The organism is Halorientalis brevis, assembly GCF_023077655.1.
The window spans coordinates 730,901-752,166 of record NZ_JALLGV010000001.1 but is presented as its reverse complement, the minus strand read 5'-3'; the positions used below and the strand labels follow the sequence as shown (position 1 = coordinate 752,166).

Sequence of the window (21,266 nt, the reverse complement as noted above, 5' to 3'; positions counted from 1 at the left end):
CGCTACTGCTGGCGGTGCCAGAGGTATCCGCCGGCGATCGGGAGGAGGACGCCCATCACTGCGGCGGTCACCGACAGCACGTCGCCGAGCAGTCCCCCGTCGGACTCGGTCACGTTCACGCCGACCTGGTAGGTGTCGGAGAGCTTCGTCTCGCCGTCCGGTTCCTCGTACTGGAAGTCGATCTTGAGCGGGAAGGTCTTGGGACTCGCGTCGCCGCTGGCGCTGACGTCGAACGACAGCCGAACTGTCTCGTTCGGGCCGAGCCTGGAGACGAACGCCTGGTCGTCGTCGCTGCTCAGCGGCTCCGTGACGAACACCTTCGCGTTGACGTTCCGAAGCGTGTAGTCGCGGTTGTTGCTGATCACGAGCGTCACGGTCCCGGTCGATCCGGCTCGGACAGTCGCGCTGGCCGGTGCGACGTCGAACTCGTCGGTTTCGGGGCCGACCACCACCCGAACCGGGATCGTGTCGCTCTGTCGGCGATCGTCGTCGGCGTCGCGGTAGCTGACCCGAAACGCCAGCTGCCTGGGTCCGGGCTCGGCGTTCTCGCGAACGTCGATGGGGAAGGAAAACCGGGTCGAACTGCCGGCGGCCAGCCCGTCGACGGCGAACTCCGCCTCACGCGGATCGACGTTCTGGGAGCCGTTTTGCAGTCTGAGGACGCCGTTCGTGACGTTCCGGGGGCCGACGTTCGTCAGTCGGCCGCGGACGACGCCCTCTTCGCTGACGCTGAGGGTGCTCGTCACGTTTCCGATGCGGAACTCCTGCTCTTGGGCCGGTGTGACGCCGAACCGTATCGGGTCAGAGCGGTTCGTGTCGCCGTCCTCGTCGGTGTAGCCGACGGTGGCGACCAGCGGGTAGGAGTCGGCGGTCGCGTCGGCGCCGAGTTCGGCGGGGACCGTGACGGTTTCGTCGTCGCCGTCGTCCCAGTCGCCGACGAACCGGGAGGCGTTCTCGCCATCGCCGATCGTCAGGTCCTCGTTCGGCGATCGGATCGAGACGCGCGCGTCCGTGAGGTCCTCGTCGAGTTCGTTGGTCAGAGTGAGGTCGATCGTGCCGTCCATGCCGACCTGCAGGGTCTGCTCGACGTCGTCGAAGTCGAACGCGGCGTCCTCGTCCTCGACGTCGACAGACGCCAGGAGCGTCTCGCTCCCCCGCGGGTCGCCGTTCTCGTCGAGATACTGGACGACGAACTCGAACTGCCGCGCGCCCGGCTCGGCGTTCTCGGCGACGCGCACGGGGAAGGTAAACTCCTCGTCGTCGCCGTCGTCGAGGTCGCCCAGGACGAACTCGTCCCGCTGGGGGACGACGTCGTCGTCCGGCGATTCGATGCGCAGGACGGCGTCGGTCGCGGCCTCGGGTCCCTCGTTCGAGAGTTCGCCGGTGATCGTCCCCGTCTCGCCGACGCTGAGCGGCCCCTCCACGTCGTCGAGTTCGAACTCCTGCTCGTCGTCCGGCGTCACGCCGAACGCGAACCGCTGGGAGCGCCGACGGTTCCCGTCGTCGTCCGTGTAGCGAACGACCGCGGTGATCGCGTAGTCTTGAGGGACTGAGCCGTTCCTCGCCGTCACCTGGAAGGAGACCTCCTCCTCGTCGCCGGCGTCCCAGTCGCCCACGTAGCGGACGGTCCGGTTTGAGCTGTCGACGCGGAGCTTCCTGTTGCGGGAGATGAACCGGACTGCCGCGTCGGTCACGTCCTCGTCGCCGACGTTTTCGATGTCAACCTCGACGGTGTCCGTCTCGCCGGGCTGGACGTCTGCGTCGACCGAGTCCACTTCGAATCTGGCTTCCTCGGTGACCACCAGCTCGACCGTTTCGGAGATCGTCTCGGTCTCCGTGTCGGCGGCGTCATCGCCGGATTCGTCGACGTACTCGTACTCGACCTCGACGTCCAGATCGTACGTGTCCGCGTCTGCGTCGCCCGGCACGACGATCTCGAAACCCGCCTGGGCTGTGTCGCCGCTCTGGAGGGCACCCAGTCCGACCGTTCCCCCGCGAACCTCGATCGGTGACCCGCCGTCTTCGAGCGTCACCTGCACGTTACTGGCGGTTCTGACGCGGTCTTCGTCCGCGGGGTCGGCGTTCGCGTCGGTGACGTCTAACTCGCCCGAATTGACGACCTGCACCGCGAACTGCCGTCGGTCGCCCGGGGCTGCCGTCCGGTTGGGAGCGAACACCGAGATGTCCGGCTCACCCTCGACGACCGTCGGTTCCTCCCCTTCTTCGTCAGTTTCGCCGTTGTCGTCTCCCCCGTCATCTCCCGCGTCGCCGTTGCCATTGTCGTCCTCCCTGCCATCCCCCGCGGCGCCATTGCCGTTGTCGTCCGCAGCGTCGCCGTTGCCGTTGTCATCTCCCGCGTCGCCGTTGCCGTTGTCATCTCCCGCGTCGCCGTTGCCGTTGTCGTCCGCAGCGTAGCCGTTGCCGTTGTCGTCCGCAGCGTAGCCGTTGCCGTTGTCATCTCCCGCGTCGCCGTTCCCATCCGCTGTTTCTTCTTCAGCCGCGTCTCCGGTCCCGTTTCCGTCGGCTGCCCCGTCGTCGCCGGTGTCTCCGTTGCCGTTCTCGGCATCACCAGTCCCGTCGTCACCTCCCCGGTCGCCAGTGGTTCCGCCGTCGTCGGTCCGAGTCGCAGTCGTGGTCTGAGCGCTGTCAGGAGCACCTGTCGACGGCGTTGCCGCGTCCGTTCCTCGTCCTGGCGTTCGCTCGTCTGCCGTCGCTGTCGATGGTGCCCCTTGCGTCGTCGTTCCCTGGCTGTCTTCGGGTGTTCTCTCGTCTCCAACTCCTGTCGTCGGCTTCTCGCCGTTTCCGGTTTCTCGGTCGTCGCCAGCGTGCTCGCTCGTCCCTGTCGTCGCTCCTGTCTCGATGGTGGTCGAGACCGGACCGTCGGTTCCCGGTTTCCCGCTCTCGACGCTGGTGGTGGCGTGTTCCTCGGTGTGTTCGGTGCCGTGTTTCTCGCCGTGACCCTCGTCGCCGCCGAACACGTTAGTCTGGGTCGCTGTGACGGCGAGGCCGACCGCGTTAGCCACGATCACCAGCAGGACGACGAACGTGGGGATGCGGTCCATCCTGGTGGCCGTCACCCACGCCCGCCGTTTGCGGCGGGGTGTGGCGGCACCCGAATGGCAGTGTCTGGTACGCACTGGCGATTCGACACGATCGCTCGGAGCCTCGACCGACGGGGAGGGCACCGGCCGTCACGGTGGACGGAGTCGACTCCGAGGACTGTGCCTGAAACCATTGATTGCGTGGGACCTGTCTCAGGACGCCCGTTAGTATGCGCTCGCTTCGCTCCGGTTAGCGACACGGTACCCGGGTCATGCGCGCCGTTCCGCACAGAAGAGAGACGCTAGTCACCCGTCTCCGTCAGGCTGGGAGGGGGACGCCCCGTTGGAAGACCCCTGTTGAAGTGAGTGGCCGGCCCATCGTCTGCCATGACCGAGACGCGTGTCGCGGTTGCGGGAACCTTCGGCCCGCTTCACGATGGACACCGAACGCTCCTGCGGACGGCACTGAAATACGGTGACGGGGGACTCGTCGTCGGCGTGACCAGCGACGAGTTCGCGCGGTCGTCCCGAACGCGTGCGGTCCCGGCATTCGAGGACCGGACGACCGCCGTCGAGACGGCGCTCCGGGAACAGGACGAGTGGGGCCGGGAGTGGGAGATCCGGGAGCTGACGAGCGAACACGGGATCGTCACGGAGGAACCGGCCGTCGACGCGCTGGTCGTCTCGCCGGAGACGGCCGTAGAGCTCGCAGCGATCAACGAACGGCGGCGAGCCAGAGGATTCGAACCGCTGGAGGGCATCGTGGCACCGTACGTCCTTGCCGCGGACGGCGAACGCATCTCCTCGACGCGAATCGTCAACGGCGAGATCGACGAACACGGGAACCTGCGTCAGTGACTCACTCGGCGCCCTCGACGTCGAACTCCTCGGGGGACCGTCCGGCGTCGTCGAGCACCTCGTCCGAGACGAGGATCGGGCAGTCGACCCGGAGGGCGAGGGCGATGCCGTCGCTCGGGCGGCCGTCGAAGACCAGTTCCTTGCGCTCGCCGCCGTGATACTGCTCGGCGTCGATCTTCGCGTAGAAGGTGCCGTCGGCGAGGTCGTCGATCCGGACGCGGTCGATGGCACCGCCGAACTCTGCGACCATCTGGACGAACAGGTCGTGGGTGAGCGGGCGGTCGAACGGCTCGCCGTCGAGCGCCAGTTGCATCGACTGTGCCTGGTCGCTGCTGACGAAGATCGGAAGCAGTTCGTCGCGAGCGCGCAGGACGACGACCGGCGCACCCGATCCCTCCTCGCCGACGCCAACACCGACACCCTCGACGGTGGCCTCGTTCATGGAACACAGTACGTCGGGAAGGTATGAAAAGATACCCCGCGCCCCTCCGGGCGTGTCACCGAGCGTCCGAAGTATGTGGAGTTCGTAGCGACGCTCGTGACTGGCTCGGGGTACGTCGTCGAGATCAAGCCTTCCGCGCGGCGGAGTTGCCCCGCGGTGGGGACGTGGGTCAACACGCAGGGGTCAGTGCGCCGCTTCGAGACGAAACCCCTCGCACGAGCGTGGGCGCGGACGGTCAGCGGTCCCCACGCGACCGTCTGGATTCAGGACGCCGCCCCGACCGACGACCGCGACGTCGACGGCTATCTCGTGGGCGGTGACCGCCGCGGACGCCCACGCGCAGGAGGCGACACCGCAGCACAGGCGGAACTCGCTCGGTACTGACGGCTCTGTCTGGTCGTGTTGTCAGTCCCGTGACCCACGCGCGATTAAAACGCGTCCACCGTGAAGTGCTAGCGATGCACGTTCCAGACCCCTACCATCCCGAGCCACCCTACGTCTACGAGTGTACGGCCTGTGCGATCCGGCTCCGTGCCGAGCACCAACCGGAGTTCTGCCCGGACTGCGGCGGGCAGATGGCCGACCTCAGCGTCCCGCGCGAGTGATCTCGTCGGGCCTCACTCCAGCACGTCGTCGGGTTCCAGTCGGGCGAGCCGCATCGCGTTGCCCGTGATCGCGGTGGTCATTCCCACGTCGCCGATGAGGACGGCGTGGATGACGCCGACCAGGCCGACCGGAATGCCGAGCGCGAGCAACGCCTTCACGCCGAGCGACCCCCAGATGTTCTGGCGGATGACGCCGTTGCCGGTCTGGGAGAGGTCGGCCAGATACGGGAGTCGCGAGAGGTCGTCGCCCAGCAGTCCGACGTCGGCCGTCTCGATGGCCGTGTCCGAGCCGGCCGCGCCCATCGCGACGCCCACGTCGGCCGTCGCCAGCGCCGGAGCGTCGTTGATCCCGTCGCCGACCATCGCGACCGTGCCGTACGCCGCCTGGAGTTCCTCGATCGCGTCGACTTTCTGCTCGGGGAGCAGCCCGGCCTTGAACTCCGAGACGCCGACCTCCTCGGCGACGGCGCGAGCAGTCCCCTCGTTGTCGCCGGTGAGCATGACGGTGGTCAGCCCGCGCTCTTCGAGCGCCTCGACCGCTCGGGTGGCGTCCGGCCGGACCGTGTCGCCGACGGCGATGAGCCCCTCGACCTCGTCTTCGGTACCCACCACGACGACGGTCTTCCCTTCGGCCTGGAGCCGCGGGATTGTGTCCTCGACGAGGTCCAGACAGCCCTCGCGGTCGCACAGCCGTCGCGCGTCTTCCGGCAACTCGCCCGCACTCGTGGTGAAGTGGACGTGGCTCAGATCGAAGCCCAACTCGTCGAACAGCGCGGGCTTCCCCGCGTAGTGGGTGTGGCCGCCCAGCTCCGCGCGCACGCCCTGACCGGTGAGGCTCTCGAAGCCGTCCACGTCGCGGTCCCCGTCGGAAACGCCCTCGGCGTCGGCGTGGCCGACGATGGCCTCGGCGATGGGATGTTCGCTCCGGGTTTCGAGGCCGCGCGCGCACTGGAGCACGTCGCCTTGGTCGTTGCCGTTCAGCGGGACCACGTCGGTCACGCGAAGCTCCCCCGTGGTCAGAGTCCCCGTCTTGTCCAGCGCGACGGCGTCGACCTCGCCCATCCGTTCGAGGTGGTCGCCGCCCTTGATGAGCACGCCGTTGCGGGCCGCGCTCGTGATGCCAGACACCACCGTGACGGGCGTGCTGATGACGAACGCGCAGGGACAGGCGATGACGAGGAACGTAATGCCCCGCACGAACCACTCGACGGCCGAGAGGCCAAAGAGGAGCGGCGGGACTGCGGCGGTCAGGATCGCCGCGGCGACCACGACCGGCGTGTAGTAGCTCGCGAACCGGTCGACGAACTGCTCGCGTTTGGTCTTGCGCTCCTGGGCGCCCTCGACGAGTTCGATGACGCGCGCGAGCGTGCTGTCGTCCGCGGCCGCAGTCACCTCGATCTCCAGGTAGCCGTTCTCGTTGATGCTGCCGGCGTACACCTCGTCGCCCACCGCCTTGTCCACCGGAACGCTCTCGCCGGTGATCGGGGCCTCGTTGACCGCGCTCTCGCCCTCGATCACGTCGCCGTCGAGCGGCACCTTCTCGCCTGGTTCGACGACGACGGTTTCGCCCACCGCGACGTCGTCGGCCGGGACCTCGGTGAGGTCGCCCTCGCGCCTGACCAGCGCGGTCTCGGGCGAGAGTTCCAGCAGTTCACCCAGTGAGTTGCGCGCCCGGTCGACGGCGTAGCGTTCCAGCAGTTCGGCGACGTTGAACAGCACCGCGAGCGACGCCGCCTCGATGAACAACTGCTCTGCGGTGAACAGCGAGACGCCCGTGGCGCCCAGCACTGCCACGCTCATCAGGAAGTCGATGTCGAGACTCAGGTTCTTCGCGGAGTAGTAGCCGTTCCGGAGGATGACCTGTGCACCGACGGCGATCGCGACCAGCAGGACCCCGTCGGCGACCGTCAGCCCCTGGCCGAACGGACTCGCGACTACCTCGTTGAGGCCCGGGACCAGGAACCGAACGACGAGCGCGACCACGAGCAACACGGCGCTGACGGCCGTCTTGATCGCTCTCGGCGTTCGCCAGACTGGTTCCGCCGGCGCGGGGCCGGCAGCCATCTCCTCGTCGTCTGCCGTCACACCCGTCACGTCGTAGCCAGCGTTCTCGACGGCGTCGACGGCCGCCGTGCGCACCTCGTCGCTCCCGTCGTAGCCGACTGTGACCCGACCGGTCGCGGGACTGAGATCCGTCTCCTGCGCCCCTTCGACCCCGTCGAGGGCGTTCTCCACTTTCCCGGCGCACGAGGGACAGTCCATGCTCGGGACCTGGAGCTGGAGCTCTGCCCCGTCCGGCGGCTCGGGGCTGTCGTCCGACTCCGCACGTCCATCTTCGGCGCTCATTATCCCACTCTACCAACTCCCGAGTTATTAATATCGCTGTTACAATCGCGGGATTTGATGTCTGTCGCTAGCATCGGCTGACTCGTGAGTTAATAACTCGGCGCGGTCTCTGTCGGGACGGTTCGCGATGGTCGGTTCTCGAAGGCGGATGTCGCGAGTGCGACAACGCGGTGTTTTTCTATGCGGACGCCGAATCCGTGGTATGACCGAATCGGTGACAGCGGACGAGGAACTCAACCGGAAGCAGGCCGTGCTCGCGGTGCTGCCGTTCCTGTTCATCGGACTCTCATGTCTCGGGCTCATCCTCGCCTGGGGACTGGACGCGCTCTGGGGATTCCTCATCCTCCCGCCGATCCTCTTCATCTGCGTCCTGGCGTACATCGCCTTCCGGTCCGGGTTCGCCCGGGACCGGACGGGCGACGTGAACCCCGAGGCGAACCAGCGATAGGCGCGCACCGCCTTTCCGGAACCGCCTCAACCGGCTCGGCCGACCGGTGCGGGATTCGAACCACGCGGAGACGGTCACTCGCTACGCTCGTGCTGTGGCTCCGCTCGTTCGTATCTCTCGACGGAGTCTCCACTCGACAGGTGGTTCGCTGAGAAGCGCCGAGGAGGAGATTATGAACTACGCGGAGACGATCGTGCTCGCTCCGTTCGCACGCTGCGACTCCTCTCATTCAAATCTCTTGCTGTCGCACACAGCTCACCGAACGAGCGACACGCAGAGCGGTCGCTCGTAATGTAGTTCGCTGAGAAGCGCCGAGGAGGAGATTGTGAACTACGCCCAGACGTGCTCGTTTCACTGCGCGCGTCTGGTCTCATTCAAATCTCTTGCTGTCGCTCACAGTTCACCGAACGAGCGACACGCAGAGCGGTCGCTCGGACTCTGGTTCGCTGAGAAGCGCCGAGGAGGAGATTTGAACTACGCGAACATGCTCTCTCCCTTCGGTCGAGCGTGCGTGTTCTCTCGTTCAAATCTCTCGACTGCGTTTCCACTTGCCGGGTGGCTTGTGGAAAAACGCCGAGGAGGAGATTTGAACTCCTGAGTCCGTGAGGACAGTTGCTTTCGAGGCAACCGCCTTGGCCAGGCTAGGCTACCTCGGCTCATCAAATCGTACGACGGTGGGTGGTTTGTAGGTTACGGTTCCGACCGACAGGTACGCAAAATGCCCCTAGTCGAATCCCATATACGGCTGGTCGTGGACAAGCGGGTATGGAAGTCGCAGATGCGAGTTCCGCCCTCGAATCGGTCCTCGACGAAGTCGGGTCGGCCGTCGTCGCCGACCGCGAGTTCCTCGAAACCGTCCTCCTCGGAATCACCAGCCGCGGGCACGTCCTCCTCGAGGACGTTCCCGGTACCGGAAAGACTCTCACCGCCCGGAGCGTCGCCGCCGCGCTCGGGCTGTCCTTCTCGCGCATCCAGTTCACGCCGGACCTCCTCCCGGCCGACGTGACCGGGACGAACATCTACAACGAACGCGACGGCACCTTCCAGTTCTCGGAAGGGCCGATCTTCGCCAACGTCGTGCTGGCCGACGAGATCAACCGCGCCCCGCCCAAGACCCAGAGCGCCCTCCTCGAAGCCATGGGCGAAGGCCAGGTCACCGTCGACGGCGAGACCCACGAGCTGCCGCGGCCCTTCTTCGTGATGGCCACGCAGAACCCCGTCGAGATGGAGGGCACCTTCGAGTTGCCCGAGGCACAGGTCGACCGCTTTGCGGTGAAGACGGCGATCGGCTACCCCGACGAGGACGGCGAGGTCGAACTCCTCCGGCGTCGCCGCAGCCGGGAGTCGAAAAGTCCCTCCGTGAACGCCGTGCTCAGCCCCGAGGAGGTGCGCGCGCTCCGGACGACGCCGGAGGACGTCCACGTCGAAGACGACCTGCTGGAGTACATGGCGGCGATCGCCCGCGGTACGCGAGAGGATCGCCGCGTCGACGTGGGCGTCTCCCCGCGCGGGACCCAGCGGCTGTTCGAGGCGTCGCGCGCCCGTGCGGTGATCGTCGGCCGGGACTTCGTGACGCCGGACGACGTCAAGGTGGTCGTCGGGTCGGTGTTGGCGCACCGGCTAGTGCTCACGCCCGACGCACGCGTGGACAACGTCGATCCGACCGCGATCATCGCCGATGTGCTCGACGAGATTCCGGTCCCCACCGTCTGATCGCGGCGACCGCCGGCTACGCGAGAGCGGCCCGATCGCCGTCCCACACCAGGTCGCCCTCGACTGCCAGCTTCTGGAGGTGACACCGGACGGTCGCCCGTGCCAGGTCACGGACGCCGCCGAGGTCCTTGTCGTAGGCCGCGTCCAGGATCTCGTCGATCGTTTCGGCGCCGCTCTCGACGGCGGCCAGGATGCGCGCCTCGCGCTCGATCCGATGAACGACGAGCCGTTCGAGCGTTCCCCGGGCGTCCTCGATGGTCGGCCCGTGGCCGGGATAGAGCGCCTCGGGGTTCTGGGCGTGCACTCGCCGGAGGCTAGTCAGGTAGGCGCGCATGTCGGCGTCCGGCCCACCCACGACGACGCTGCCGGCGGCGACGGCCAGATCGCCGACGACCGCGCCGGCGTCGCACTCGAAGGTGACGTGCTCGGGTGCGTGGCCGGGCGTGCCACGGACGCGCACCGCTCCCTGGTCGGTGTCGATCGTGGTGCCGTGTCGGAAGGTCCGGTCGGGACTGACGCCCGTTGTCGATTCGAACCGGTCGGCGTGGGCCGCGTGTGCCCAGACGGTCGCGTCGCAGCGGTCGGCGTAGGTCGCGACGGCGCCGACGTGGTCCGGGTGGTGGTGCGTGACCGCGACGTGGGTCACAGCGCAGTCGCTGACGGCGTCGTCGAGGGGGTCCGTGCTGTCGGCAGGATCGACCAGCAGCGCGCTGTCGCTGCCGAGGAGATACGCGTTCGTCCGGCCGCCGGGACCGCGCGTCGTGGTCTCGACGGGTACCCGGGTGACGTCCATACCCACCCCCATGGGTGCGCCGGGCAAATGTCCGGCGGTCAGGTCACCGTCCGCGTGAGTGAGCCGGTCAGCTGTTCAGGTAGTAGACCTGCTTGCGCGCGTCGTGGAAGCTGTAGCGCGACCCGACGAGGTCCGACTCTTCGAGCCGGTTCAGCGCGTACCGGACTGTGCGGTCCGGGAGCAGGGACTCCTCGGCGAGCTGCCCCTGCGACAGCGGCGAACTCCCTTCGAGCACCTTCGCGACGAGCTTCGCGCTCGGCGGTAGTTCGCGGAGCTGATTTCTGAAGTCCGGGTCCGCGAGCGGACTGTCTTCACCCTTCCCCTGATTCGAGCCATCCTCTGGCGTCGTGCTCATATTCCCACATTTCACCCCGGTACTGGTAAATCTTGGCTACATGTGTGACAAAACAATACGAATAAATAAGTGCATATTATGCCTCCTTATACAAACATGGGTGACATAATTTGCCGGAACCGATAACCCGCTGGCTTCCGTTGGTTCCGGTATGCAGGTCCCTGACTCGTTCCGTGACCTGTTCGATAAGCAAACATTCGCCCACGTCTCGACGATCCTGCCGGACGGGTCGCCACACGTCACGCCAGTGTGGATCGACTACGACGAGGACGCCGGGCACCTGCTGTTCAACACGACGCGCGGGCGGCGCAAGGAGCGCAACCTCCGGGCGAACCCGGACGTCGCCGTCAGCATGACCGATCCGGACGATCCGTACCGGTTCCTCTCAGTCCTGGGCGAGGCCGTCGAGTTGACCGAGGACGGTGCCGTCGATCACATCAACGACCTCGCCCGGCGGTACATGGACGTCGATGAGTATCCGAACCTGGACACCGAAGAGGGGGCTCGGGTCATCGTCCGCATCGAGCCCGAGCGGGTCGTGACGAGCTAATCGGTCCTCGCAGACGGTTCTCGCTGTCCGTGGCGGCGATAACTTCCCAGCGGGGACTCACACTCCGGACAGTGAACCAGCAGCAGGCGGTCGGTTTCGTGGCGGACGAGCTCCGCGGGACTGAACTCACAGCCGCAGTGCTTGCAGGTCGGCATTCCATTCCTACAGACGGGCCAGGTCCGCAAACCAGTTCTTGGCAGTGACTCCCGAAGTGGTCACCAGTTCGTTTCAGTATCGTTTTATTCCCCCGGGGTCGGAACTACCATAAGAGCGTGAAGGGCCAGGAGTGGTATCAGGAAGACGACATCGCCGAGGAGTACGAGGAGAAGCGGTTCTCCCGGGGCGGCCGGTTGATCGACCGGCGTGAAAAACAGGCCGTGCTCGACGCGATCGGGCCGGTCCAGGACAAGGACGTACTGGAGATTGCCTGCGGGACCGGTCGGTTCACGGTCATGCTGGCCGAGCGCGGTGCCGACGTGGTCGGCCTGGACATCTCCGGACCGATGCTCCAGCAGGGGCGACAGAAGGCACGCCACGCCGGCGTGGCCGACCATCTGGAGTTCATGCGCGGTGACGCCGGGCGACTGCCGTTCCCGGACGACAGCTTCGACACCGTCATGGCGATGCGGTTTTTCCACCTGGCAGACCAGCCGGCGTCGTTCCTCTCTGAGATGCGCCGCGTCTCCCGTGACCAGGTGTTCTTCGACACGTTCAACCGGTTCACGACGCGGTCGCTGTACAACTGGGCGCTCCCGATGGGATCGCGCCTCTACTCGCGGTGGGAAGTGTCCCGGCTGCTCGACAGCGCGGGCCTGTCGCTGAAGGAGGCCGATCACGACTTCGCCTTCCCGTACGGGCTGTACCGTCAGATCCCGAACCAGCTCGCGAGTACGTTCCGCGACATCGACAGGACGCTCATCAAATCGCCGCTCGGCAAGCGGCTCGCATCCGTGTCGTACTGGAACGCGCAGGTTCCGTGACCGACCGGTACGTATGCTATCGTTTCGCGCGAGCACGTCGCGAGTTTTTTAGGGTTCCGGAGGGGTATCGAGGGGTATGAAGCTCTCGGTGGTCGTCCCGACGCTCAACGGCAGGGACCAGTTAGCGGGCTGTCTGGACGCGCTCGCCGAGCACGCGCCGGACGCCGAAGTGGTCGTCGTCAACGGACCGTCGGCCGACGGCACCACGGGCATGGTCCGCGACCGTGACGACGTGGACGTCCTCGTCGAGATCGCCGACCGCGGACTCAACGTGGCTCGCAACGCCGGGATCGACCGCGCCACCGGCGACGTCGTCGCGCTGCTCAATCACGGCCTCTCCGTCGAGGAGGGCTGGACGGACGCCCTCGTCTCCGCCATCGCGGAGGCCGACGTCGTTTCGGGACCGACCCACCGCGAACTCAAAACCGGACTGACTACCGAGAGCGTCGAGACGCGGACGATCAAGGGGCGAACGGTCACGTACTTCAACGGCGACAACGCTGCGTTCTCCCGGGCGGCGCTCGACGCGCTCGACGGGTTCGACGAGTACCTTCAGACCGGCGGCTCCAGAGACGCCGCACATCGGCTGGCAGGGATAGACTACGAGGTGGTCTGGGAGAGCGACATGTGCGTCCGAAGCGAGTACGGGACCGACGGCGGCGTCGCCGAGACCGACTGGAACTGGAAGTACCGAGCGCTGGCGTATCGGCTCGCGAAGAACTACGGACTGCGACCGACTGTCGTCGCCCGGATGATCGGTCACGGCGTGCGTGACGCCGGCAGCACGCTCCGTGACGTAGCCAAGGGGAACGCGACTCCGTCCTCGTGGTTCGGAAACGGTCGCGACGTGCTGACTGGCATGGGGACGGGTCTGAAGGACGGCCTCGTCGCGCGGTTCACGGACCGGTCGTCGCGACGCAACCCGCGCGGGCGCTCACGCCGGTCGGATCGAGCGGTGACCGTCTACGACTGGCGCTAACTTCTGTCGTCCGACTCGTTGGCGAACAGGTACAGTTCGACGCCGAAGTAGTCGCGGTGCCGGACCACGTCTCGACCGTCGTCCACGGCGTCGAGTACGCGCTGTTTCTCGCCGGGATGGAACCAGATGTGGGTGAGGACGAGCCAGACGCGGTCGCTGCCGTGTGTCAGCCGCTGGAACTCCGTCGCGTTCGTAACCGGCCCACCGCCCGGCGCGGGGCCGGCCACCGCGTCCTCGACTGTGACGTCTGACCGCGACCAGTAGTGATCGAACGCCTGACGGCCGACGTCGTCTGTCACGATGACGACGTCGCCGGGCTCGGCGTGTGTCTCGATCTCGGCGGTCACCGCGTCCCACTCCTCTTTCTGCGGGGTCGTGTAGTAGTGGCCGACTGCCGGCACCATCGCGGCGATCAGCAGTCCGGCGAGGGCGTATCGCGCGTGCCGGCGTTCGAGGCTCGTAATTCCGAGCGCGACGGCGAGGAACCACGCGGGCGAGGCCGCGATCGTGTAGCGGTCCCAGAACAGCGGCGTCAGGAGGTACGAGACCGCCACGAGCGCGAGGACGGGCACGAGCATCCAGGCCACGAGGAGGACGCGGTCGCGGTCCAGCGTCCGGAACGCGAGCAGGACGGCGACGACCACGAGGACGCCGACGAGCATCGCGGCGGGCGTGGCGGTCGTCGAGAAGTACTCGTGGACCGTCCAGACGACGTCCGCCGGCGTCGGCGGGGCGATGAAGTCGAAGCCGTCGACGGCGCTCCGGGCTTTCAGGACGCCGAGCGCGAGGACCGGCGTGAGCAGGCCCCAGCACGCGAGATGGGTCCGCTCCAGCGTCGAGAACTCCCCGGGACGCCAGCCACCGCCGGACCGCCAGCGGTCAGCCACGAGAGCGAGCCCCTGGGCGACGACGACCAGAAACCCGAAGGGGTGGAGCGCCACCGTCAGCATCGTTCCCGTGACGTACCCGGCGACGTTGGCACGGGAGGGCGTCTCGCGGAGGCGGAGCAGAAACAGGAACGACAGCAACGTCGTCGCGGTCAGGAAACTGTACATCCGCGTCTCCTGAGCGTAGTAGAGGTGGAACGGCGAGACGGCGAGCACGACCGTCGCCACCAGGCCGGTCTCCCGGTCGAACATGTGCCGTCCCACGAGATAGATGAGCGGCAGCGAGATGATGCCGAAGACGGCCGAGGGTGCGCGGAGGGCCGTCTCGGACGTGCCGGCGACGGCCGTCCAGCCGTGGAGAAGGACGTAGTACAGCGGGAGGTGTGGTTGTTTCGCCGGAATGACCCACAGCAACTCGGGAAACCCGTACGTCGTGGCGAACCGGAGGGTGATGATCTCGTCCACCCACAGGCTCTCGGCACCCAGGGCGTACAACCGTAACAGCGAGCCGACCAGCACGACTGCCGCAACCGCGAGCAGGTGCCGGTCGATCCGAGCCGTGTCGTCGCGCACGAATTGTCGGTCTGCCAGTCACCGTGATGTCAGTTCCGAAATCACTCGGTGCTACTCGCCGCCGGACGGCCCGAGCTCCTCGATGACGCGGGACGGGTTCTTCGAGAAGACCTTGCGCATGGAGTCCTCGGGTACGTCCAGGGTCAGGATCTCCATCACGGCGACGTCGGGGTGCGTGTTGGGCGCGCCGCTGCCGAAGAGGACGCGGTCGGGGTGTTCCATGATAGCTCGTTCCATCGGGTCGCGAAACCTGACGAAACTCGTGTCGAGATAGCAGGCCTCGTGGTCGTCGAGCAGGTCGATGGCGCGTTCGGCCAGGTCGCGATTCAGCGGATAGCTGCCGAAGTGTTCGATGACGACCGGGAAGTCGTAGCCCAGCAGGTGGTCGGCGACGGCACTGGGCGGGAACCGCTCGCCGCCGTGAACCAGCACCGGTAGGCCGACCGCTGCCAGTTCTTCGAGGACCGTCTCGTCCGGGAGGCCGTCGGCGGCCGGGTGCAGTTTGAACCCGGCGAACCGGTCGTCGTACGCGTACTGCTCGATGTCCGCGGGAGAGGTGTGTTCCTCGTCGCGCGAGGACGCGAGGTTTCGGAGGCGTGCGCCGGGGCTCGACCCCGGGTCGCGGACGCCGTTGATGCGTGCGAAGGCGACGAACGGCCGGCCGACGCTCATTCTGGCGACGGCGTTGTTTGCCTTGAGATAACTCCCCTCGCGCGGGCCGGGGAACACCACGGACCGGACGACGCCGGCCTGGTGCATCTCCCGTTCGATGGTTTCGGGGTCGCCGGTCTGGCGGTCCGGCCGCCTGGTCTCGTCCGGTTCCAGGCGGGTGTGGACGTCGACGACGCGAAACCCGTGCTCCAGTTCGAGCATCCACCCGTGGCATGGAGTGGTCCTGTAATAACGGTTGCTTCACCGCTGTCACCTGGCTCTGGCCGACCCCAAGCCTGAAACGGCGCCCTCCCGAACTCTGTCGTATCCCGTCGCCGTCTCTCAGTTTCAGTGGGTTAGTAACTTTTATATAGAACCGCTTACCATCATCTTATGACTATGTCCCAACAGCGACGGATGGGCGGCCAGCCCATGTTCATTCTCAACGAGGATTCCCAGCGGACCGAGGGGAAGGACGCACAGACATCGAACATCGCAGCCGGCAAGGCGGTCTCGGAGTCCGTACGGACGACGCTCGGGCCGCGCGGGATGGACAAGATGCTCGTCTCCGACGCTGGCGACGTCGTCATCACGAACGACGGCGCCACGATTCTCGACGAGATGGAGATCGAGCACCCCGCGGCCCAGATGATCGTCGAGGTCGCCCAGACCCAGGAAGACGAGGTCGGTGACGGGACCACGACGGCCTCGGTCCTGGCGGGCGAACTCCTCAAGCAGGCCGAGGACCTGCTCGACGACGACGTCCACCCGACGACTATCGTCGAGGGGTATCACGAAGCCGCACAGCTGGCCCAGGACTCCATCGACGAGGGAGTCCTCGACGCCGACGTCGACGAGGAGACGCTCCTGAAAGTCGCCGAAACCTCCATGACCGGCAAAGGGACCGGCGACGTCGCCGCCGAGGACCTCGCCAAGACCGTCGTCGGCGCCGTTCAGCACGTCGAAGCCGACTCCGGCGTCGTCCGCGACAACATCACCGTCCGGACCCAGACCGGCGGCTCCTCCTCCGCGACGGAGCTCGTCGAGGGCGTCATCGTCGACGAGGAGCCCGCTCACGAGAACATGCCCCGCTCGGTCGAAGACGCGACCATCGCGGTCGTCGACAACGACATCGACCTGAAGGAGTCCTCGATCGACGCCGAGTACAACATCACCGACGTCGACCAGCTCGACCAGGCCATCTCGGCCGAGGAAGAGGAACTGCGCGGCTACGCGGACGCGCTCGCCGACCTCGACGTCGACGTCGTGTTCGTCACCGGTGACATCGAGGACCGCGCGGCGGCCTACCTCGCGAAAGAGGGCATCCTCGCGTTCGAGAGCGTCGGCGACGACGACGCCAAATCCATCGCCAGCGCGACCGGTGCGTCCCGCGCCGGCTCCGTCGAGGATCTCGACGAGGACGACCTCGGCGAGGCAGACGAAGCGCACGTCGAGAAGTTCGGCGACGACGAACTCGCCTTCATCGAGGGCGGCACGGCCGCTGAGTCCGTCACTGTCTTCGCTCGCGGTGGCACCGAACACGTCACCGACGAACTGGAGCGCGCTCTCAACGACTCGCTGGACGTCGTCACCGCCGCCCTGGACATGGGCGGCGTCGTCCCCGGCGCCGGCGCGACCGAGATCGCCATCGCCGATCAGATCCGCAACAGGGCGGCCAGCATCGAGGGTCGCAAGCAGCTCGCCGTCGAGGCCTTCGCCGACGCCGTCGACGTGCTCCCGCGCACGCTCGCCGCGAACACGGGTATGGACCCCATCGACGCGCTGGTCGACCTCCGCTCCGAGTACGAGAGTGAAGGCATCGCCGGCCTCATCTCCGAGGGTCAGACCGGTGTCGTCGGGAACCCGATCGAGCACGGCATCCTCGACCCCGCCGCCGTCAAGCAGGAAGCCGTCGAGTCCGCGACCGAAGCGGCGACGATGATCGTCCGCATCGACGACGTCATCTCCGCGGAGTAACCGGCCGAAGTCCACTTCGTTTTTTGCAGTTACTGGTTTCTGAGCGTTGTCGCCGCGAGCCTGCATAGGCAGGCACGCTGCCTACACGTGCCGCGAGCGATAGCGACGGGGATGGCGAAGATCGATTCCTTCATCGAAGCTGTCGCAGCGTGGCCGCGACGCACGATCTGTGCGTACCTGCTGAACAGTTCGGAGGACCTGTTTACGTTCGAGGAACTTCTCACGCATCTCGTGACCGAAGCTCGGACAGCGCCCGCCGACGTGCGGCCCCCGTCGACGAGACGCGCCGACCTGGCGCGTCGATTGCGCAGCGAGTACCTCCCGCGACTCGCCAGCGAAGACGTCATCGAGTACGATCGGAACGCGAATCTCGTCAGGCCCGGGCCTGCACTCGCAACCATCGAGACGGTTTTCCCCACCCTGGAGTCCGAGTTCCCTCGACCCTGACGACCGCGATGTCTCGCCGGCCCATCGGCTCGGCCCAAACTAGTCAGGCATGGGGCCTACTTGTACTGACGGCCAACACTCTCTCGATGTCGAACTTCGATGCTGCCCTCGAAGCACTCGCCGACTGGCAGCGCCGAACCCTCTGTGAGTACCTCCTGAACAGGTCGGACGAGCTGTACACTTACGAAGAGGCCCTGACGCATCTGGAGACGGAGGCCCGGGACGCCGTGGACGACGTCGGATCGCCGTCTGTTCGGACCGGCGATATCGAACACCGATTACATCACGTTCACCTGCCGAAACTCGCTGATGCGAACGTCATCAAGTACGATACGGAAGAGCGGCTGATCCGACCTGATCGGATGCTCTCGACCGTCGAGCAGATCATGGACGCCCTCGACGACGACGGCGGCGTTCTGCAGGAACCCTGCCCGTAAAATCGATCCAAACCAGCAGGAAAGGAAACCGAACGGTTACGCTTCGACGACGATGGTGCCTTTCATCCCCATTCCCTCGTGAGGGATGCAGAAGTACTCGTGCGTGCCCGTCGTCTCGAAGGTGTGGACGTAGGACTGTCCGGTCGAAATCGCGCCCTTCACCGTACCGCTGTCCTCGTCCCACCCCTCGCGGGCTGCCGACTCCGAGTCGAAGCCGCCCGAGGCCCAGTACTCGGCGCCCGACGGGATCTCGTCCTCGTAGGCGGTGACCGAGTGCGGTTCGCCGCCGGCAAACTCGAAGGCGACCGTGTCGCCCTTCTCGACGGTGAGTTCCTTCGGCTCGAAGGAGATCGGCTTGGATTTGACGACGTGGTCGGCGTCGCTCGGTACGCCTTTCTGGACGTTCGGACCACCCTCGTAGGTCGTCTCGTGGCCGCTCCTCTCGCCGCTCTCGCTGATCGGCGACTTCCCGAGCGCTCCGACGACGGCGAACTGCCCGCGCTGCGTGGCGTTCGCGAAGGCGCTGGCGGTCCCGCGAACGTCACCGTTCTCGCCGAGAGCGGTCGAGAACGCATCGAGCTTGCTCTCGAAGGTCTCGTATGCGCCCTTGTCGGCTTCTTCGAGCGTCTCGTGGATACCACCGTCGTTGGCTTCGAAGCTCTTGAACACGTCGTCGACGACCGTCGCGGCCGCGCCGCCGAACGAGCCGCCGGCTGCGTTCACGACGGCGTACGCGGCAGCGACCGCGTCGCCGTAGAACGTCGTCGCGGCCCCGTACGCGTCACCGCCGCTCTGGGCGGCAGAGCCGACCGCGCTCAGGTCGGACTCGAAGCTCTCGTAGGTCGCGCGGTCTGCTTCTTCGAGCGCCTCGTGGAAGCCGCCGGCGCCCCCCTCGAAGTACTGGAGTGCCGACTGGGTGATCGCCTTCCCGCGGCTTCCCTCGTCGAGGGCGGCCAGCGCGGCCGCGTCGAACCCGCGAGCGGCCATGTAGCTGGATTCCGCGGCACCGACCTGTGCGGCCGACCCCGCGGTCGTCATGTAGCCGAGGAGTTCGTCCATGACCTTCGTCGCGTTGGTCTCGACGGCGCCGTCGTTGCCGTTCGACATGGCCGTCTGCAGCGAAGAGATCGCCGACTCGAAGGACTCGTAGATCTCCTCGTCGGTCGACTCGACGGCCTCGTGGAGGCCGGCCTCGTCGGCCTCGAACCGCTCGAAGACGTCGCCGACGACGCCGGCGGCGGCATCGGTGGCCCCGAGCCGGTAGAGTTCCCGAGCGTCGCCGATGCGCGACCGGAAGAACGACGCCTGGAGGAGGGTCGCGCCGGTCGCGCCCGCGAGCGCCTCGATCCCGGTCACGAGGTTGTCGTCGACGGTCTCGATCGCCGAGTCGACGCCCGAGGCGTTGCCGTTGCCGACGGCCGTCGACGTGGAGCTCAGACCGCTCTCGAACCCTTCGTAGGCCTCGGCGTTCGCCTCTTCGAGCGCTTCGTGGTAGCCCCGCTCGTCCGTCTCGAAGTGCTCGAAGACGTCGTCGACCATCGTCTGCGCAGTGTCGGCCGCGCCGCGCGCGGCGAGCCAGTGGGCGTCGTAGACTCGCGTCCGGTAGCTGTTGAGGACGGCCGCGTGCGCGTAGTTCGTCGACGGACCGCCGAGCGACGCGAGCGCCGCGGCGTCCCAGCCCTGTGCCTGGTAGGCAGCCAGGTGGCCGGCGCTCGCCAGTTTCTCGTTCGCGATGGCCGCCGCGCCGGACACGGTCGCGTTGACAGCGGCGTCGCTCGCACTCCGGACGCCGGCCAGATCGCCGTTCTGGGCCGCGCTCCGTGCCGCCGCCATCGCCTCTTCGAGGTTCCCGTAGGCCTCGTGATCGGCCGCTTCGATCGCGTCGTGCTCGGGGACGTCGTGCCACCACGCCGTGATTTCGCCTGCAACCGTGGCTGCTGCCTCGGACTCCCCGGCAGCCGCCAGCAGTTCGACGTTGTTCACGGCAGCGCCGAAGCGGAGGACGCCGAGCGCGTTCGCACCGGACTCGCCGACGGCGGCGATCTGCGCTTCCCGGAGGTGCTGGTGAGCGCTGCGCCACCCCTCGGCGGCACCCTCCGCGTCGCCCTCGGAGAGCGACTCCTGCAGGTCGACGATAGCGGTCTCGAAGCCCTCGTAGTTGGCAGTGCTCGTGTGCTCGAGATATTCGTGAGCGCCGTACTCGCCGCTGGCGTTCTCGAAGCGCTCGAACGTGCGGCCGGCGACGCTCGCTCCCTCGCCGCCCAGTCCTGCCAGACCGAGCGCGTACGCGTCGTCCAGGCGACTCCGCATCGCGGTCCACTCGGCCGCGACTGCCGCATCGACGGAGACGGACGCGCTCTCGGACGAATCGTCGTCGGTCGTCGTCCCCGAGGGGGTGTCGGTCCCCGGCGACGTACTCTCGTTCCCAGTCGTGCTGTTACACCCCGCGAGTCCCACCGCGGCGGCCGCGAGACCCGCCGAGCGGAGGAGTTGACGTCGATTTGGTCGCATCAGGTTTTAGGCTCGCCTAAAAATACAAAAACCCGTCGATTTTTGGGTGGCCTAAAACTCGACCTCTATGAAACGGGTGCAGAAACGTGTATATCTCTGCTGGTTCACTGCGACCGTCGCTTTGATTGTCGAGACGCGCGCACGGGAGGTATGCGCGAGTTCGCTTCGAGTCCACCGATCGAAGAGCAGGTCGGGGACCCGCTCCGGAAGACGGACGCGACGGTCGCCGTCGCCGAGTCCTGTACCGGCGGTCTCATCGGGTCGCTGCTGACCGACGTGCCAGGATCGTCCGACTACTTCGACCGCTCGCTGACGACGTACTCGTACGACGCCAAACTGCAACTACTGGCAGTGAACCGTGAAGTCCTCGACGAGGATGGCGCCGTCTCGGCACCGGTCGCCCGGCAGATGGCTCGGGGCGTCAGGGATTCCGCAGGCACGACCTGGGGCGTCTCGACGACCGGCATCGCGGGGCCGGAGGGCGGAACCGAGGCGAAACCGGTCGGGACGGTGTTCATCGGCGTGTCCTTCGCCGGCGAGTGGGGCACCCAGTCCTCGACGACGTCGGTCGAACGCTACGAGTTCGACGGCACTCGGACCGAGATCAAAGAACAGATCGCACGCCAGGCGCTCGAAGACCTGCTCGCTGCGGTCGAAGAGCAGGCCTGACCCC

The 21,266-nt window shown here is 66.8% G+C and carries 20 protein-coding genes and 1 tRNA gene; 12 read left to right on the top strand and 9 right to left on the bottom strand.

All coding sequences use genetic code 11. The features are described from left to right. Positions 1–2: 2 nt before the first annotated feature. Positions 3–3,062 carry a hypothetical protein gene (locus tag MU553_RS03925; RefSeq protein ID WP_247375844.1) on the bottom strand — a complete coding sequence of 1,020 codons (3,060 nt, stop codon included), beginning with the start codon at positions 3,060–3,062 and terminating at the stop codon, positions 3–5. Positions 3,063–3,428: 366 nt separating this feature from the next. On the opposite strand from MU553_RS03925, the gene MU553_RS03920 reads away from it, so the two are divergent. Then, positions 3,429–3,899 carry a phosphopantetheine adenylyltransferase gene (locus MU553_RS03920; protein ID WP_247375842.1) on the top strand — a complete coding sequence of 157 codons (471 nt, stop codon included), beginning with the start codon at positions 3,429–3,431 and terminating at the stop codon, positions 3,897–3,899. Position 3,900: 1 nt separating this feature from the next. On the opposite strand, the gene MU553_RS03915 is transcribed toward MU553_RS03920, so the two are convergent. Continuing rightward, positions 3,901–4,341 (bottom strand): bifunctional nuclease family protein, encoded by a 441-nt coding sequence (locus MU553_RS03915; protein WP_247375841.1) that lies wholly within the window; start codon positions 4,339–4,341, stop codon positions 3,901–3,903. A 75-nt stretch (positions 4,342–4,416) separates the two neighbouring features. Between MU553_RS03915 and MU553_RS03910 the strand changes: the two genes are divergently transcribed. Both MU553_RS03910 and MU553_RS03905 read left to right on the top strand, forming a co-directional pair. Next, positions 4,417–4,725: a DUF8081 domain-containing protein gene (locus MU553_RS03910; protein WP_247375839.1), complete on the top strand. Its 309-nt coding sequence runs from the start codon at positions 4,417–4,419 to the stop codon at positions 4,723–4,725. Positions 4,726–4,799: 74 nt separating this feature from the next. Next, positions 4,800–4,946, top strand: a complete 147-nt coding sequence (locus tag MU553_RS03905) for a rubrerythrin-like domain-containing protein (protein ID WP_247375838.1) — start codon at positions 4,800–4,802, stop codon at positions 4,944–4,946. A 12-nt stretch (positions 4,947–4,958) separates the two neighbouring features. On the opposite strand, the gene MU553_RS03900 is transcribed toward MU553_RS03905, so the two are convergent. Continuing rightward, a complete protein-coding gene (locus MU553_RS03900) occupies positions 4,959–7,292 on the bottom strand; it encodes a heavy metal translocating P-type ATPase (protein WP_247375836.1) in 2,334 nt (777 codons plus the stop codon). A gap of 202 nt (positions 7,293–7,494) precedes the next feature. On the opposite strand from MU553_RS03900, the gene MU553_RS03895 reads away from it, so the two are divergent. After that, positions 7,495–7,740: a DUF8142 family protein gene (locus tag MU553_RS03895; protein ID WP_247375834.1), complete on the top strand. Its 246-nt coding sequence runs from the start codon at positions 7,495–7,497 to the stop codon at positions 7,738–7,740. A 571-nt stretch (positions 7,741–8,311) separates the two neighbouring features. Here MU553_RS03895 and MU553_RS03890 read toward each other — a convergent pair. Further along, positions 8,312–8,396: transfer RNA gene (locus MU553_RS03890), tRNA-Ser, on the bottom strand. A gap of 109 nt (positions 8,397–8,505) precedes the next feature. On the opposite strand from MU553_RS03890, the gene MU553_RS03885 reads away from it, so the two are divergent. Further along, a complete protein-coding gene (locus MU553_RS03885) occupies positions 8,506–9,453 on the top strand; it encodes an AAA family ATPase (RefSeq protein ID WP_247375832.1) in 948 nt (315 codons plus the stop codon). 16 nt (positions 9,454–9,469) lie between these two features. On the opposite strand, the gene MU553_RS03880 is transcribed toward MU553_RS03885, so the two are convergent. Further along, positions 9,470–10,246, bottom strand: a complete 777-nt coding sequence (locus tag MU553_RS03880) for an MBL fold metallo-hydrolase (protein ID WP_247375829.1) — start codon at positions 10,244–10,246, stop codon at positions 9,470–9,472. A gap of 67 nt (positions 10,247–10,313) precedes the next feature. Further along, positions 10,314–10,601 carry a MarR family transcriptional regulator gene (locus MU553_RS03875; RefSeq protein WP_247375827.1) on the bottom strand — a complete coding sequence of 96 codons (288 nt, stop codon included), beginning with the start codon at positions 10,599–10,601 and terminating at the stop codon, positions 10,314–10,316. Between the two features lie 151 nt (positions 10,602–10,752). Here MU553_RS03875 and MU553_RS03870 point away from each other — a divergent pair, with 151 nt between their 5' ends. The 3 genes from MU553_RS03870 to MU553_RS03860 all read left to right on the top strand — a co-directional run bounded on the left by MU553_RS03870 (position 10,753) and on the right by MU553_RS03860 (position 13,110). Further along, on the top strand, positions 10,753–11,151 hold the full coding sequence (locus MU553_RS03870; RefSeq protein ID WP_247375825.1) for a PPOX class F420-dependent oxidoreductase: 399 nt from the start codon (positions 10,753–10,755) through the stop codon (positions 11,149–11,151). A gap of 272 nt (positions 11,152–11,423) precedes the next feature. Beyond that, the gene (locus MU553_RS03865) at positions 11,424–12,131 is read left to right on the top strand and encodes a class I SAM-dependent methyltransferase (protein WP_247375823.1); all 708 of its coding nucleotides are present in this window, start codon (positions 11,424–11,426) and stop codon (positions 12,129–12,131) included. 76 nt (positions 12,132–12,207) lie between these two features. Then, positions 12,208–13,110, top strand: a complete 903-nt coding sequence (locus tag MU553_RS03860; RefSeq protein WP_247375820.1) for a glycosyltransferase family 2 protein — start codon at positions 12,208–12,210, stop codon at positions 13,108–13,110. On the opposite strand, the gene MU553_RS03855 is transcribed toward MU553_RS03860, so the two are convergent. Together MU553_RS03855 and MU553_RS03850 are read right to left on the bottom strand one after the other, a co-directional pair. Continuing rightward, entirely contained in the window at positions 13,107–14,570 is a 1,464-nt protein-coding gene (locus tag MU553_RS03855; protein ID WP_247375818.1) for a glycosyltransferase family 39 protein, read from the bottom strand. The genes MU553_RS03860 and MU553_RS03855 overlap by 4 nt on opposite strands. 51 nt (positions 14,571–14,621) lie before the next feature. Continuing rightward, positions 14,622–15,443, bottom strand: a complete 822-nt coding sequence (locus MU553_RS03850; protein WP_247375815.1) for an amidohydrolase family protein — start codon at positions 15,441–15,443, stop codon at positions 14,622–14,624. Positions 15,444–15,638: 195 nt separating this feature from the next. Between MU553_RS03850 and thsA the strand changes: the two genes are divergently transcribed. The 3 genes from thsA (at position 15,639) to MU553_RS03835 (ending at position 18,082) form a co-directional block, all read left to right on the top strand. Next, positions 15,639–17,198, top strand: coding sequence for a thermosome subunit alpha (gene thsA / locus MU553_RS03845; RefSeq protein WP_247376136.1), 1,560 nt, complete (start codon positions 15,639–15,641; stop codon positions 17,196–17,198). A gap of 111 nt (positions 17,199–17,309) precedes the next feature. Beyond that, positions 17,310–17,645, top strand: a complete 336-nt coding sequence (locus MU553_RS03840) for a DUF7344 domain-containing protein (RefSeq protein ID WP_247375812.1) — start codon at positions 17,310–17,312, stop codon at positions 17,643–17,645. 86 nt (positions 17,646–17,731) lie between these two features. Further along, positions 17,732–18,082, top strand: a complete 351-nt coding sequence (locus MU553_RS03835) for a DUF7344 domain-containing protein (RefSeq protein ID WP_247375810.1) — start codon at positions 17,732–17,734, stop codon at positions 18,080–18,082. Positions 18,083–18,118: 36 nt separating this feature from the next. Here the strand turns inward: MU553_RS03835 and MU553_RS03830 are convergent, their stop codons facing one another. Then, the gene (locus MU553_RS03830) at positions 18,119–20,593 is read right to left on the bottom strand and encodes a DUF5059 domain-containing protein (RefSeq protein WP_247375809.1); all 2,475 of its coding nucleotides are present in this window, start codon (positions 20,591–20,593) and stop codon (positions 18,119–18,121) included. 150 nt (positions 20,594–20,743) lie between these two features. On the opposite strand from MU553_RS03830, the gene MU553_RS03825 reads away from it, so the two are divergent. Next, on the top strand, positions 20,744–21,262 hold the full coding sequence (locus MU553_RS03825; protein WP_247375807.1) for a CinA family protein: 519 nt from the start codon (positions 20,744–20,746) through the stop codon (positions 21,260–21,262). Positions 21,263–21,266: the final 4 nt, after the last annotated feature.

What these genes read in the sequence shown, in the direction of transcription:
- MU553_RS03925 (WP_247375844.1), bottom strand. Translation starts at nt 3,062, where the DNA reads ATGGACCGCATCCCCACGTTCGTCGTCCTGCTGGTGATCGTGGCTAAC.
- MU553_RS03920 (WP_247375842.1), top strand. Translation starts at nt 3,429, where the DNA reads ATGACCGAGACGCGTGTCGCGGTTGCGGGAACCTTCGGCCCGCTTCAC.
- MU553_RS03915 (WP_247375841.1), bottom strand. Translation starts at nt 4,341, where the DNA reads ATGAACGAGGCCACCGTCGAGGGTGTCGGTGTTGGCGTCGGCGAGGAG.
- MU553_RS03905 (WP_247375838.1), top strand. Translation starts at nt 4,800, where the DNA reads ATGCACGTTCCAGACCCCTACCATCCCGAGCCACCCTACGTCTACGAG.
- MU553_RS03900 (WP_247375836.1), bottom strand. Translation starts at nt 7,292, where the DNA reads ATGAGCGCCGAAGATGGACGTGCGGAGTCGGACGACAGCCCCGAGCCG.
- MU553_RS03895 (WP_247375834.1), top strand. Translation starts at nt 7,495, where the DNA reads ATGACCGAATCGGTGACAGCGGACGAGGAACTCAACCGGAAGCAGGCC.
- MU553_RS03885 (WP_247375832.1), top strand. Translation starts at nt 8,506, where the DNA reads ATGGAAGTCGCAGATGCGAGTTCCGCCCTCGAATCGGTCCTCGACGAA.
- MU553_RS03880 (WP_247375829.1), bottom strand. Translation starts at nt 10,246, where the DNA reads ATGGACGTCACCCGGGTACCCGTCGAGACCACGACGCGCGGTCCCGGC.
- MU553_RS03875 (WP_247375827.1), bottom strand. Translation starts at nt 10,601, where the DNA reads ATGAGCACGACGCCAGAGGATGGCTCGAATCAGGGGAAGGGTGAAGAC.
- MU553_RS03870 (WP_247375825.1), top strand. Translation starts at nt 10,753, where the DNA reads ATGCAGGTCCCTGACTCGTTCCGTGACCTGTTCGATAAGCAAACATTC.
- MU553_RS03860 (WP_247375820.1), top strand. Translation starts at nt 12,208, where the DNA reads ATGAAGCTCTCGGTGGTCGTCCCGACGCTCAACGGCAGGGACCAGTTA.
- MU553_RS03850 (WP_247375815.1), bottom strand. Translation starts at nt 15,443, where the DNA reads ATGCTCGAACTGGAGCACGGGTTTCGCGTCGTCGACGTCCACACCCGC.
- thsA (WP_247376136.1), top strand. Translation starts at nt 15,639, where the DNA reads ATGGGCGGCCAGCCCATGTTCATTCTCAACGAGGATTCCCAGCGGACC.
- MU553_RS03840 (WP_247375812.1), top strand. Translation starts at nt 17,310, where the DNA reads ATGGCGAAGATCGATTCCTTCATCGAAGCTGTCGCAGCGTGGCCGCGA.
- MU553_RS03835 (WP_247375810.1), top strand. Translation starts at nt 17,732, where the DNA reads ATGTCGAACTTCGATGCTGCCCTCGAAGCACTCGCCGACTGGCAGCGC.
- MU553_RS03830 (WP_247375809.1), bottom strand. Translation starts at nt 20,593, where the DNA reads ATGCGACCAAATCGACGTCAACTCCTCCGCTCGGCGGGTCTCGCGGCC.
- MU553_RS03825 (WP_247375807.1), top strand. Translation starts at nt 20,744, where the DNA reads ATGCGCGAGTTCGCTTCGAGTCCACCGATCGAAGAGCAGGTCGGGGAC.